This window comes from Kribbella swartbergensis (genome assembly GCF_054784135.1).
On sequence record NZ_BAAGPM010000007.1, the window covers coordinates 32,501 to 45,051 of the forward strand.

Sequence of the window (12,551 nt, forward strand, 5' to 3'; positions counted from 1 at the left end):
GTTCGTCATGCCCTCTTTCGACCGTCGCTCGTTCCTTCAGCTCGGGCTCGGTGTCACCGTCCTCGGCGCGGTCGGCACCGGCTGCTCGCCGGCCACTCCGTCGGCGAAGAAGCAGGACGCCCGGACGTTCACGATCTACTGGAACGCCGGTCACGGCTACCAGGCCTACAAGGAGGTGATCGACCAGTTCGGCAAGGACCACGACCTGCAGATGAACTGGCAGAAGTTCCAGTGGCCGGACCTGACCACCAAACTGACCGCGGACTTCCGGTCCGGGAACGTGCCGGACCTGGTCGAGGAGGTGTCCGCCGGCACCGGGACGCAGTACGGGCTGGCCGGCAACGTGCTGGCGCTGGACGAGTTCGCCACGGCGGACCAGGCGTTCGGGTTCCCCGGCGACTTCATCGACCAGGCGGTCGTGGCAAGGCAGTACGACGGCAAGACGTACTCGATCCCGCTGCACCTGACCGCGAACGGCCTGCTCTTCTACAACAAGGGCCTGCTGTCGGCCGCGGGTTTCGACAAGCCGCCGGCCACCTGGGACGAGTTCCTCGAAGTCGCCAAGGCGACCACCAAGGACAAGGTGAGTGGCACCGCGCTGAATTCCGACGCCGGCTACGCCGGACCCTTCTACAGCCAGCAGAAGGTCGACTTCAGCGACATCGCGGCGAAGCAGTTCATGGTGCCGCCGGACGCGGCCCGGACGGCGATGCAGTACATGCAGGACCTGATCTTCACCCACAAGGTCTCCCCCGCGCCGGTGGCGACGACGGACTACTCCGGCCCGCAGAAGCTGTTCTCGGCCAAGCGGGCCGCGATGTTCGTGTCCGGGCCGTGGGACATCGGCCCGATCCGGCAGGGCAGCCCGGACATCGACCTCGGTCTCGCCGTACCGCTGACCGGTGCGGTGCAGGCCGCGTCGATGGCCGGCGCCGGCCTGATGATCCCCGCCAAGGCGAAGGACCCGAAGCTGTCCTGGGAGCTGATCACCAAGCTGACCGCGGTGAAGACCGAACTGGCCGCCACCAAGGAGGCCGGTATGTCGATGCCGCGGAAGAGCTGGGCGGCCGACCCGTCGGTGGCGTCCGACCCGAACATGGCGACGATCGCCAAGGCCCTCGCGGTGGTCGCGAAACAGGACGTCGCGCTGTCCGCCAGCGGCAAGGCCGCGCAGATCACCGAGCTGTGGAAGAAGGCCTACCAGCAGATGATCATCCAGCACGCGCCGGTCGAGCAGACGCTGGCCGACTTCCGCAAGCAGGCCGGGGCCGCGCTGTGACCCGCCGGCGTCAGGCGGCGACCGCGTGGCTCTTCCTGACTCCGGCGGTGCTGTTCTTCGCGTCGTTGTTCTTCCTCCCGATCGGCAACCAGTTGCTGACCGCCCTGTACGACGCCGACGGGGTCTCGTTCACCGGCCTGGGCAACTTCACCCGCGCACTGAGCGATCCCGAGGTGGTGCACTCGTTCCTGATCACCCTGGCCTACGCGGCCGGCACGTTGATCGTCGGTACGGCGGTGGGTCTCGGACTGGCCGTGATCCTCAACCAGGCGCTGCCGGGCCGGACGCTGTTCCGTTCGGTGCTGCTGATCCCTTACCTGACGTCGGTCTCGATCGTCGGGCTGCTGTGGCGCAACATCCTCGATCCGCAGGTCGGCATCCTCAACCGGTTGCTCGAGTCCCTCGGCCTGCCGGGGCAGACCTGGCTGAGCACGCACCCGCTGGCGACCATCGTGGGCATCACGGTCTGGTCGGGTGCGGGCTACACGATGGTGCTGTTCCTGGCCGGTCTGCAGGGGATTCCGGGCCTGTACTACGAGGCGGCCCGGATCGACGGTGCCGGGCCGTGGCGGAGGTTCTTCGCGATCACCTTGCCGTTGCTCGCGCCGACCACGCTGTTCGTCTCGATCATCGGGTTGATCAGTACGTTGCAGCAGTTCGCGCTGCCGTACATCGTCACCGGCGGAGGTCCCGGCAACGCGACCTCGCTCTACGCCCACCGGCTGTTCATCGTCGCGTTCAACGACAACGACTTCGGGTACGCGTCGGCGCTGTCGGTCCTGCTGCTGATCGTCGTACTGATCCTGTCGCTGGGACAGTTGCGGATCGGAGACCGGTCCAATGCGTGAACGACTGTTCCCCGGTGACCGGCTGGCGGCGTACGTCGTACTGACGGGCCTCGGTCTGGTCACGGTGCTGCCGCTGCTGTACATGATCGTGCTCGCGTTGCAGAGCGACGCCGAGGTGCAGTCGGGTGACCCGGTGCTGTGGCCCGCTGAGTTGCAGTGGGAGAACTTCACCCGGTTGTTCGAGGCGGCGCCGTTCGGGCGGTTCTTCGTGAACAGCTTCGTGATGGCCGGGGCGATCACGGTCGCGCACCTGGTCTTCGACCCGCTGGTCGGGTACGTGTTCGCCAAGATGGACTTCCCGGGCAAGCGGGTCGCCTTCGTCGCGGCGCTGTCGACGCTGATGGTGCCGTTCTTCGTCCGGATGCTGCCGATCTACGCGATCTTCGCCGACCTGGGCTGGATCGACAGCTACCAGGGGCTGATCGTGCCGTTCCTGATGGATGCCTACGGCATCTTCCTGATGCGGCAGTTCATCCGGCCGCTGCCGGACGAGCTGATCGAGGCGGCCCGGGTCGACGGGGCCGGCGAGTTCCGGATCTACCTGCGGGTGATCCTGCCGCAGTGCCGGCCGGCGCTGGCCGTGCTGGGACTGTTCACCTTCGTCTTCCAGTGGAACGAGTTCCTCTGGCCGCTGATCGCGACCAGCCGGACCGAGATGCGCACGCTGCCGATCGGGCTGACGCTGTTCAACCAGGAGTACTTCACCCAGTGGAACCTGACCGCGGCCGGCGCGCTGTTGCTGTTCGTCCCGACCGCGTTGTTCTTCGTGATCACCCAGAAATTCCTGGTCGAGGGCATCGCGCTCTCCGGCCTGAAGTGAGGACTCGTCGATGCGCCCCAATGTGATCGTCTTCTTCACCGACCAGCAGCGCTGGGACACCGTCGGCGCGGCCGGCTGTCCGCTCGGACTGACTCCCAACCTCGACCTGATGGCCCGGCACGGCACGATGTTCGAGACCGCCTGTACGACGAACCCCGTCTGCGCACCGGCCCGCGCGGCCCTGCAGACCGGCATGTACCCGACCAACACCGGCGTCTTCCGCAACGGCGTACCACTGCGGACCGATGCGCCGACTCTCGGCCGGCTGTTCGGTGCGGCCGGCTACCGGACCGGCTACATCGGCAAGTGGCACCTCGGCACGCAGGACCCGGTGCCCGTCGACGAGCAAGGCGGCTACGACTTCTGGCTGGGCTCGAACCTGCTCGAGTTCACGTCGGACGCTTACCGGACCGTCGTCTACGACCGGGACGGCGAGCCGGTGCGCCTGCCCGGCTACCGGCCGGACGCTCTGACCGACGCGGCGATCCGCTTCGTCACCAGAGCTTCGGACGGCGACCGGCCGTTCATGCTCTTCCTGTCGCTGATCGAACCGCACCACCAGAACGAGCACGACGACTACCCCGCGCCCGCGGTCTATCGCGACACCTACAACGGCGCGTGGCTGCCGCCTGACCTGGCCACACTGCCCGGTACGGCGCACCAGCACGCAGCCGGGTACTACGGCCAGATCAAGCGCGTCGACGAGTGCCTCGGGAGACTCCGAGACGCACTGATCAGCCTGGACCTCGCTGACGACACTCTGCTCGTCTACACGTCGGACCACGGCTCCCACTTCAAGACGCGCAACAGCGAGTACAAGCGCTCGCCACACGACGGGTCGGTCAGGGTCCCGCTGGTCGTGGAGGGCCCCGGCTACCGGGGTGGTACTCGCGTCGGCGTACCGGTGAGCACCGTGGACGTAGTACCGACGGTGCTCGATGCGGCAGGGATCGAGTTGCCGGAGCACCTGGACGGCGTACCGCTCCGGGAGCGTACATCGAGTGACGGCGTGCTGATCCAGGTCAGTGAGTCAGAGGTGGGCCGGGCGCTCCGGACGGACCGGTGGAAGTACTACGTCCACGCGCCGGACGCGGGTGACGAGCCGGCCTCCGATCACTATGTCGAGCGGGCGTTGTACGACCTGACGGCCGACCCGTACGAGTTGGACAACCTGATCGACAGCGCCAACCACCAGGAGATCGCGGCCGGACTGCGGAACGCCCTGATCACCGAGATCGCCCGGATCGAGCGACAGACCGTGACGATCGCCCCCGGTCCGGCGGTCCGCGACCGCGGGCGCTTCCCGGAAACCACCGTACGGCGGTTGAAGCTGGACGGCCGCCGGCTCGAATGACGTACTCCCGCAGGCCTCAGGGTCTCCCTGAGCCGTACCGCGGCTGGGGTAGACGAGGTGCCGTCGTCTGCCCGACGCGGTAGAGGCGCTCCGACGGCGACGCTGTAGTGGTCATCGACTGCGACAGGGAGAATCCATCATGAACGCCTTGCTCTACAAGGGAAACCGCCTCGCCGACCTGCTCGGGCGGCACAGTGTCGACATCCTCCGGGTCAGCCTCGGGCTGGTCTTCCTGGGTTTCGGCGTGCTCAAGTTCTTCCCGGGTGCCAGCCCCGCGGAGGCCTTGGTGATGCGGACCGTCGACGCCCTCACCCTCGGGATCGTCGCGGGCCGGAACGCCGTCCTGCTGACCGCGCTCATGGAGTGCTTCATCGGGCTGACGCTGGTCACCGGGAAGTTCCTCCGCACCGGGCTGCTGGTGCTCGGGGTCTCGCTGGTCGGGATCATGTCGCCGCTGGTGCTGTTCTTCGGCGACCTGTTCCCGGGCACGCCGACGCTGGAGGCGCAGTACGTGCTGAAGGACGTCGTGCTGGCGGCCGCCGGCCTGGTGATCGCCGCGAAGGCGCTGGCGGCTTCACCACTGCGGCTGCGGGCTTGATCACTTGGAGATGGCCCCGGGCGGGCTCAGTCGCCTCGGTCCGGGGCCATCCGGCGCCTCTGCCGTCTACGACGCAGCCGCGGCGCCGGCCGGTTCCCGCAGCGCCTCGATGAGGTTCTCGACGCCGCCGCGGGCCCGGGTCATCGCCACGTGGTCGATGTAGTGGTCGTCCCGGCTGGGCAGCGGCCGGTCGCCGTACGGGTTCATCGGATGCCGTACGTCGGTCTGTTCGGCGTACAACTCCGGGAGTGCGTCGAAGTCGCGGTCGGCGACACCGTGGACGAGCTTCAGGAAGACCTCTTCGGGCGTCATCACAGGACCTTTCGGATAAGCGGAGTAACGACTCCGAATATACGGAGTATCGACTTCGCTTACAACCGACGGCCGGGCCGCGGCGTCTCCTAGGCTGAAGGCCGCGAGGAAAGGGAGCAGGGTGCGAGCAGACGCGCGGGACAACCGGGCCCGGATCATGACCGCGGCGGACGAGGTGTTCGGCCGCTCGCCGAGTGCGTCCACCGACGACGTGGCCAAACTGGCCGGTGTCGGTATCGCGACCGTGTTCCGGCACTTCCCGACCAAGACCGACCTGCTCGAGGCGGTGCTCACGCTGCGGCTGGAACGGCTGCGCGACCGGGCCCTCGAGCTTGCCGAGAGCAACGATCCGGGCGCGGCGTTCTTCGGCTTCTTCAGCCAGGTGGTGTCGGAGTCCGCGTCCAAACTGGCGATCGCCGAGGCGCTCACCGCGGCCGGGTCGGTCGCCGGCGCGGACGCCAAGAAGGCGGGCAGCGGACTGCGGGAAGCCTTCGGCAGTCTCCTCACCCGGGCCCAGGACACCGGCGCCGTACGGCGGGATGCCGGCCCGGCCGAGGTCTACGCGCTGCTGATCGGCGCGTCCCGGGGCGCGACCGCGGTCGGGCTCGAGCCGGACGTCCGCGACCGGATGCTCGGGCTGGTCTTCGACGGTCTGCGTCCGTGAGGCGGCGGTGGAGGTCCTGGTCCCGTCGGCGCCGAGTGCTGCTGGTCGTCACACTCGCCTTCGTGCTGCTGGTGCCGGCGCCGCTGGGGGCGTACGCCGTCTCGTTGCGCGTCCGGTACGTCGGTGAGCCGGCCGCCGGAGCGCGGACGCGGAACAACGACGCACTGTGGCTCGGTCACGCCTGGGTCGACGGACGGAAGACCGAGGCCGACGTGACCGCACTGGCTCGTCAACTCGAAGGCACCGGGATCCGGGACCTGTACGTCCACGCGGGTCCGTTGGAGCATGACGGAACGCTGCCGCTCGCGTCGGTGTCACCCCGGGCGCGTTGGTTCACGTCGGCGATGCGGGCCGCGGCTCCCGCCGTACGCGTGCAGGCCTGGCTGGGCGATCTCGTGCAGCCCGGGAAGAACCCCGGAATGGACTTGGACGACCCCGCCGTACGGAAGCGGGTCGTGGCGTCGTCGGCCGCCGTTCTCGATCAGGGCTTCCACGGCATCCACTTCGACTTCGAGCCGGTGCACTCGGGATCGGCCGGCTTCCTCGCCGTACTCGACGAGACGCATGTGCTGACGTCGGAGCGCGGCGTACCGCTGTCCGTCGCGGCTGCCCAGCTGGAGCCGCTCTGGCGCGTCAACGCTCTCCCACTGGCTCTCACCGGTGAGGGCAAGTGGTGGTCGCAGGACTACTTCGCGGAGGTCGCCCGCCGGGTCGAGCAGATCGCGGTCATGTCCTACGACACCGCGATGCCCCTGGAGTCCTTGTACGGCGGCTACGTCGCCCAGCAAACCCAGCTCGCCCTCGAAGCCACCCCCGCGTCGACAGACCTCCTCATGGGCCTGCCCGCCTACTGGGAGAGCAACCCCTCCCATTGGGGCCACGCGGAGACCGTCACCGCAGCAGTCCGAGGCGCCCGCCTCGCCCTGGGCACCTCGAACCGGCAGAACTTCGGCCTGGCCATGTACGTCGACTTCACCGCAACGCCGGACCACTGGGCGGCATACCGCGAGGGCTGGTGTACCGCTGACGGATAACTGAGTTGTTATCGTCACATCATGGAGTTTCCACTGCTCGGCACCGAGCCGCTCGTGGTCGAGTTCGCCAACACCTGGTACGACGACGGCGCGGTCGACTTCCTGGCGACGCCCGAACTGGTCCGCGACTGGTTCCGCGCCTACGCCGAACTGCACGGGGTGGCCGTGACCCGCGTACCGGCCCGCGACGCGGCGCGGGTCCGCGAGGTGCGCGACCACGTCCACCGCCTGCTGGCCGCGATCGCGGACGGCGACCACCCGGGCGCGGAGACGATCGCGGCCGTCAACGACTGCGCTGCGCTGGCATATTCCTCGGTACGGCTGAACTGGCCGGCAGGCGGGAAGCCGTCGGCCGGGACCGACTCGGCGACATCCGGCACGACCAGGCTGCTGGCCGAGCTGGCGACCGAGGCGATCGAGCTCGCCGCGGGCGAGGCGGGGATCAGCCGCTGCGAAGGACCGGGATGCCGGATGTTGTTCGTCCGGACGCACGGGCGCCGGCGGTTCTGCCATGCCTCGTGCAGCCAGCGGGCACGGCAGGCACGCTATTACCGGCGGACAACTGGGATGCGGAATCGCTGACGGAAGATCTACGATTTTACCGTCACATTATCTGGAGGATCCCATGACGTACCGGTTCCGGCGGGTCACCCGAGACGACTTCGGCCTGCTCGGCCGGTGGCTGGCGAATCCGCACGTGGCGCGCTGGTGGAACCACGAGACCAGCCCCGAGGCCGTCGAACGAGACTTCGGCACCAGCGCGGACGGGCGGGAGCCGAACGAGGACTGGCTGGTACTGCTCGACGGTGAACCCGTCGGGCTGATCCAGCGGAGCCGGCTCGCCGACTATCCGGAGTACCTGACCGAGTTCGAGAAGCTCACCGCCGTACCGGCCGGCGCGCTGACCATCGACTACCTGATCGGCGACGCGAGCCGGACGGGTCAGGGCATCGGCACCGGGATGATCGCGGCCATGGTGGCGGACAGCTGGACGGCGTACCCCGACGCCGAGGCCGTCCTGGTCGCGGTCGTCGCGAGCAACCGGAACTCGTGGCGGTCCCTGGAACGGGCTGGTTTCCGCCGGGTCGCGGAAGGACCGATGGAACCCGACAACCCCATCGACGACCCGCTCCACTACGTGTACCGCGTGGACCGCCCCTGACGTCGGGTCAGCGGGCGCGTTCGACGCGGCCTTCGTCCCAGACCGGTTCGGTGGACTCGTAGACCGAGCCGTCGGCGCCGAAGACCAGATAGCGGTCGAAGCCCCGGGCGAACCACCGGTCGTGGGTGACCGCGAGGACGGTGCCGTCGAACGAGTCGAGACCTTCTTCCAGGGCTTCGGCTGATTCGACGTCGAGGTTATCCGTGGGCTCGTCGAGCAGGAGCAGGGTGGCTCCGGACAGCTCGAGCAGGAGGATTTGGAAGCGGGCCTGCTGGCCGCCGGACAGGCTGTCGAACGTCTGCTCCGCCGCATGCGCCAGCTCGTACCGGTCCAGCTTCCGCGAAGCCAGCTCGCGGCCCATGCCCTCCCGGTGCTCGTCACCCCGGTGCAGGATCTCCAGCAGCGTGCGGCCGACCAGCTCCGGGTGCTCGTGCGTCTGCGCGAACCAGCCCGGTCGTACCCGGGCGCCCAGCTTCGCGTTGCCGCTGTGAGACACCGGAGCGATCTGTACGTCGCCGACCGGCCGGTGCTCCACGTCCGGGTCCGAACCGCCGTTGGCGAGCAGCCGGAGGAAGTGCGACTTGCCGGACCCGTTGGACCCGAGTACGGCGACGCGTTCGCCGTACCAGACCTCCAGGTCGAAGGGCTTCATCAGACCGGTCAGCTCGAGAGCGGTGCACACCACCGCACGCTTGCCGGTGCGGCCGCCGGTCAGCCGCATGCTGACCTTCTGCTCGCGCGGGATGGCCTGCGGCGGACCCGCCTCCTCGAACTTGCGCAACCGGGTCTGCGCGGCCCGGTAGCGCGACGCCATGTCGGAGTTGTACGCCGCCTTCTGCTTGTACATCAGCATCTGCGCACGGAGCTTGGCGTGCTCCTCGTCCCAGCGCTTGCGCAGCTCCTCGAACCGCTCGAACCGGTGCTGCCGGGCCTCGTGGTACGTGCGGAAGCCGCCGCCGTGCGTCCACGCGGTGTTGCCCGCGGCACCGAGTTCGACGGTGATGATTCTGGTTGCGGTGTTGGCCAGCAGCTCCCGGTCGTGGCTGATGTAGAGCACCGTCTTGTCGGTGGTGCGGAGCTGATCCTCCAGCCAGCGCTTCCCGGGTACGTCGAGATAGTTGTCCGGCTCGTCGAGCATCAGGACCTCGTCCGGGCCGCGCAGCAGCGCCTCCAGGACCAGCCGCTTCTGCTCACCGCCCGACAACGTCTTCACCTCGCGCCAGCGACAGCGGTCGAACGGCACCCCGAGTGCGGCCGTCGTACAGACGTCCCAGAGGACCTCCGCGTCGTACCCGCCGACCTCACCCCAGTCCGCCACGGCCTGGGCGTACTTGAGCTGGGTCTTCTCGTCGTCGGCCTCCATCATCGCCAGCTCGGCCCGGTCCAGGTCGGCCGCGGCGGTCCGGATCGCCTCCGGTGCGACCGACAGCAGCAGGTCGCGCACTGTCGAGGAGTCCCGCACCGAGCCGACGAACTGCCGCATCACGCCGAGCCCGCCGGACCGCGAGATGCTGCCGCGGTGCGGTTTCAGGTCACCCGCGATGATCCTGGTCAGCGTGGTCTTGCCCGACCCGTTCGCCCCCACCAGCGCGACCTTGGCCCCGTCCCCGACCCGGAACGTGATGTCATCCAGCAACACCCGCCCATCCGGCAACTCGAACCCGACCCCGCTGACATCCACATGACCCATCCCCCCAGTCTGACCGCCCGTGGCGTTGTCACGCGAACGGATATCGTGATCCCTGACGATGGAGAGCCAGATGAACGACCACCCGGTCGACTACCAGACCGTCGAGGCCGAGCTGCGTCGCCTGCTCGACGACCTCCACGGTGCCGACCCCGCGACGATCCGGCACGAGACCGACCGGCTCCGCGCCCTGGCGGCCCAGGTCGAGGACGATCGAGGTCGTGAACGGGCCCTCTTCCGGGCGGGGCAACTGCCCCGTCTGCTCGCCGGTCCCGCCACGCCCACGAGTGAGGAGTTCCAGCAGGCCCAGGTGCTGTTCGCCGAGGCTGTCGGCGGCGACGGCCCGGCGCGGGCGCGGATTCCACGGATCCAGCAGATCGTCGAGCAGATCGTCGTACTGGCCGACCAGGCGCCGGTCCGCGAGGCCGGGGCGATCCGCCGGCTCACCAGCCCGCTGCTCCGGCTGATCGACCACCTCCGGACCACTGTCGAGTGAGCGCGGGCCACGTCGGCCGACCGGTGCCGCGCGACAGCAACGAATACCGGTTCGTCGCCGGCGTCATCAGCGCGGTGGAGCAGCTCTCCGGCAGACCGTCGCGGTGGAACGGCGAACTCAACGAGGAGCTGCGGCCGGGCACGGTGGGCAGCGCCCTGGACGACGGCGGCATGACCGTGAACGTCGACGAGGTCCTGAAGCCGATCGCACACGCGTACACCGCCGGCCGCCCACTCACCGAGGTCGAACTGCTGCAGGTTCGGGACGCGGTGCTCACCCTCGTCCACGAGGCCAGGCACCTGTCCCACCGGTTCGGCGACGAGCACAGCCCGGGCGGCGTTCCGGCGTACTCGGCCGACGCACTCGTGCTGGAGGAGGGTCTGACGGAGACCTGGGCACACCAGCACGTCGACGCGGTCATCCAGCACCTGGGCATGGACAAGGTACAGCCTGAGCTGCTCGACGCGGAGACCTTCGACAGCTATCCCGCATATACCGCGGCCACCGACGAGGTGGTTCGCGGTACGGCGGAGGTGTGCGGCCTTTCGCCCAGCGCGGTTCGCGAAACGCTCGAGCGGGCCGACCGGACGCAACGCTTGGCGGCTCTCGCCGACCTGGTGATCGATCAGCGGTTGGCCGACGTGATGCCCGCCGAGGAGCGGGACACCGTGAAGGTCCAGCTGGTCCAGCAGCTGCGGCAGCCTCTCGGAGACGTCGTCCCGGTCCAGAAGAGCGAGCTGGTATCGGATGTCGGCAAGACCATCGCCGGGCACCAGTGCGCTCAGCGCGCGGTTACGGCGCTGAGCACGACGACAGCAGAGCTGGAGGATGGCTACCGCGACATGCGGCAACTGCAGAAGTTCTTGGGCGGACAGCCGCCCGCGGGACGCGCCCTGGGCACACAATGCCCGACTCCGGCGGAACCCGGCAAGAGAGTCCTGCGGGAACCGGCCGGTCGCGGTCACGCTGTCGAGTGATCGCCGGATCAGGTCTGTCCGAGTTCACCAGCCTTCGAGGGTGTTGAGGTAGGTGCCTCCGGCTGGGCGTACCGGACCGGTCATGAAGAGCTTCAGTGGGGCGGCGTACAGGCCGTAGGTGTGTGAGCCGGTGAAGAAGCCGGCGGAGTCGCAGCCGTCGTACTGGACCCAGATCTCGCGGATGCCGGCGGACGTGTCGAAGCGGAGCACGATCGCCTCCTTCGGCTGGGCGGTCTGCGGGGCGCACTTGAACACCGGCAGGTCCGGGTTCCGCTCCGGCAGGACCTTGATCTCGTTGACCACCTGCTGCGCCCGGTCGGCGTCGAAGGCCTGCTGACCGAGCAGGGTCGTGGCACCTGGTGTGAGCCCGTAGCGGCACGCCTGCATCCCGTACACCGGCATCTGGACGTCCAGGCCGGTGCCAGGCGGTACGGCGTTGTGCCCGCCCGGTCGCTGGATCGGGTGATCGGCGGGGCACACCGCATCGGCCTTCGGAGGCACCAGCCCGGGTGAGTCGGCACCGGCTCCACCTGCGCTCTCCGCCTGCCTGTCACTGGCGTTCGACGCGATCGGCGCCTGGTCACCGATCGCGTTCCAGACGCCTCCGATCGCCCCGGCCACCACGACCGCGGCCGCGGCCATCGCCATGCCCTGACGCCGCCTGCGGACCCGTCGGCGTGCCTGCGCCGCCATGCCACCACCACTGCGCAGACCGGTGACCGCGTCAGCACGGCGCTGGAACGCGTCCGCGATCTTGGGGCCGAGCTCCTGCTCAGAATCGTGCTCAGGCATCCTCGGCTCCTTCCTTGCTCAGCGTGGTCTTCAGTGCTGCCAGTGCCCGGTGTACGTGCGACCGGGCGGTCGCCTCCGCGCAGTGCAGCAGCTCACCGATCTCGGCGTACGAGAGCTCCTCGTAGAAGCGCAGTACGACGGCCGCCCGCTGCTTGTCCGGCAGCGTCGCGCACAGCGCCCAGACGGCGTCGGACTCGGCCCTGTCCGCGGCGCCGTCCGGAGCCGGCGGGCCGTTCCGCACCGGGTCGGCGAGCGGCGCCTCCCGGCGGCGGAACTTCCGCCACCAGGAGATGTGCGCGTTCACCACCATGCGCTTCACGTACGCCTCGGGGTCGTCGGCACGGCTCACCCGGCTCCAGCGGGCACAGGCGGTCGTCAGGGCGTCCTGCACCGCGTCCTCGGCCAGGTTGGCGTCCCCGGTCAGGACGTAGGCGAAGCGAAGCAGCGCGTCCGCCTTCTCGGTGACCCAGAGCTCGAAGTCGATCGGGCCCGTCCGTGCCTCTGCTGCCGCCAAGGCTGCCTCCATAC

Annotated in this window: 15 protein-coding genes; 11 read left to right on the forward strand and 4 right to left on the reverse strand. The window is 69.0% G+C overall.

What is annotated here, in order from left to right:
* Window positions 1-7: 7 nt before the first annotated feature.
* From ACYVOK_RS01540 to ACYVOK_RS01560, 5 genes are all read left to right on the forward strand, one after another.
* On the forward strand, window positions 8-1,279 hold the full coding sequence (locus ACYVOK_RS01540; RefSeq protein WP_460660392.1) for an extracellular solute-binding protein: 1,272 nt from the start codon (window positions 8-10) through the stop codon (window positions 1,277-1,279).
* Window positions 1,276-2,127 (forward strand): carbohydrate ABC transporter permease, encoded by an 852-nt coding sequence (locus tag ACYVOK_RS01545; protein WP_460660393.1) that lies wholly within the window; start codon window positions 1,276-1,278, stop codon window positions 2,125-2,127. The genes ACYVOK_RS01540 and ACYVOK_RS01545 overlap by 4 nt, the downstream gene beginning before the upstream one ends.
* Window positions 2,120-2,947, forward strand: a complete 828-nt coding sequence (locus ACYVOK_RS01550; RefSeq protein WP_460660394.1) for a carbohydrate ABC transporter permease — start codon at window positions 2,120-2,122, stop codon at window positions 2,945-2,947. The genes ACYVOK_RS01545 and ACYVOK_RS01550 overlap by 8 nt, the downstream gene beginning before the upstream one ends.
* Window positions 2,948-2,957: 10 nt before the next feature.
* Window positions 2,958-4,301 carry a sulfatase-like hydrolase/transferase gene (locus ACYVOK_RS01555; RefSeq protein WP_460660395.1) on the forward strand — a complete coding sequence of 448 codons (1,344 nt, stop codon included), beginning with the start codon at window positions 2,958-2,960 and terminating at the stop codon, window positions 4,299-4,301.
* Between the two features lie 139 nt (window positions 4,302-4,440).
* Window positions 4,441-4,899: a DoxX family protein gene (locus ACYVOK_RS01560; RefSeq protein ID WP_460660396.1), complete on the forward strand. Its 459-nt coding sequence runs from the start codon at window positions 4,441-4,443 to the stop codon at window positions 4,897-4,899.
* A gap of 66 nt (window positions 4,900-4,965) precedes the next feature.
* Here ACYVOK_RS01560 and ACYVOK_RS01565 read toward each other — a convergent pair whose 3' ends face one another.
* Window positions 4,966-5,211, reverse strand: coding sequence for a hypothetical protein (locus ACYVOK_RS01565; RefSeq protein WP_460660397.1), 246 nt, complete (start codon window positions 5,209-5,211; stop codon window positions 4,966-4,968).
* 121 nt (window positions 5,212-5,332) lie between these two features.
* Between ACYVOK_RS01565 and ACYVOK_RS01570 the strand changes: the two genes are divergently transcribed.
* The 4 genes from ACYVOK_RS01570 to ACYVOK_RS01585 all read left to right on the forward strand — a co-directional run bounded on the left by ACYVOK_RS01570 (window position 5,333) and on the right by ACYVOK_RS01585 (window position 8,071).
* Window positions 5,333-5,875: a TetR/AcrR family transcriptional regulator gene (locus ACYVOK_RS01570; RefSeq protein WP_460660398.1), complete on the forward strand. Its 543-nt coding sequence runs from the start codon at window positions 5,333-5,335 to the stop codon at window positions 5,873-5,875.
* 62 nt (window positions 5,876-5,937) lie between these two features.
* On the forward strand, window positions 5,938-6,909 hold the full coding sequence (locus ACYVOK_RS01575) for a glycoside hydrolase family 18 protein (RefSeq protein WP_460660399.1): 972 nt from the start codon (window positions 5,938-5,940) through the stop codon (window positions 6,907-6,909).
* 21 nt (window positions 6,910-6,930) lie between these two features.
* Window positions 6,931-7,491, forward strand: a complete 561-nt coding sequence (locus tag ACYVOK_RS01580) for an ABATE domain-containing protein (protein WP_460660400.1) — start codon at window positions 6,931-6,933, stop codon at window positions 7,489-7,491.
* A gap of 43 nt (window positions 7,492-7,534) precedes the next feature.
* Window positions 7,535-8,071, forward strand: a complete 537-nt coding sequence (locus ACYVOK_RS01585) for a GNAT family N-acetyltransferase (RefSeq protein WP_460660401.1) — start codon at window positions 7,535-7,537, stop codon at window positions 8,069-8,071.
* A gap of 7 nt (window positions 8,072-8,078) precedes the next feature.
* Here the strand turns inward: ACYVOK_RS01585 and ACYVOK_RS01590 are convergent, their stop codons facing one another.
* Complete coding sequence (locus ACYVOK_RS01590; RefSeq protein ID WP_460660402.1) at window positions 8,079-9,761, reverse strand: ABC-F family ATP-binding cassette domain-containing protein; 1,683 nt, start codon at window positions 9,759-9,761, stop codon at window positions 8,079-8,081.
* Window positions 9,762-9,831: 70 nt separating this feature from the next.
* On the opposite strand from ACYVOK_RS01590, the gene ACYVOK_RS01595 reads away from it, so the two are divergent.
* Together ACYVOK_RS01595 and ACYVOK_RS01600 are read left to right on the forward strand one after the other, a co-directional pair.
* Window positions 9,832-10,254: a hypothetical protein gene (locus ACYVOK_RS01595; protein ID WP_460660403.1), complete on the forward strand. Its 423-nt coding sequence runs from the start codon at window positions 9,832-9,834 to the stop codon at window positions 10,252-10,254.
* On the forward strand, window positions 10,251-11,231 hold the full coding sequence (locus ACYVOK_RS01600) for a hypothetical protein (protein ID WP_460660404.1): 981 nt from the start codon (window positions 10,251-10,253) through the stop codon (window positions 11,229-11,231). The genes ACYVOK_RS01595 and ACYVOK_RS01600 overlap by 4 nt, the downstream gene beginning before the upstream one ends.
* Window positions 11,232-11,255: 24 nt before the next feature.
* On the opposite strand, the gene ACYVOK_RS01605 is transcribed toward ACYVOK_RS01600, so the two are convergent.
* Both ACYVOK_RS01605 and ACYVOK_RS01610 read right to left on the reverse strand, forming a co-directional pair.
* Complete coding sequence (locus ACYVOK_RS01605; protein WP_460660405.1) at window positions 11,256-12,023, reverse strand: hypothetical protein; 768 nt, start codon at window positions 12,021-12,023, stop codon at window positions 11,256-11,258.
* Window positions 12,016-12,537, reverse strand: coding sequence for a SigE family RNA polymerase sigma factor (locus tag ACYVOK_RS01610; RefSeq protein WP_460660406.1), 522 nt, complete (start codon window positions 12,535-12,537; stop codon window positions 12,016-12,018). The genes ACYVOK_RS01605 and ACYVOK_RS01610 overlap by 8 nt, the downstream gene beginning before the upstream one ends.
* Between the last annotated feature and the right edge of the window lie 14 nt (window positions 12,538-12,551).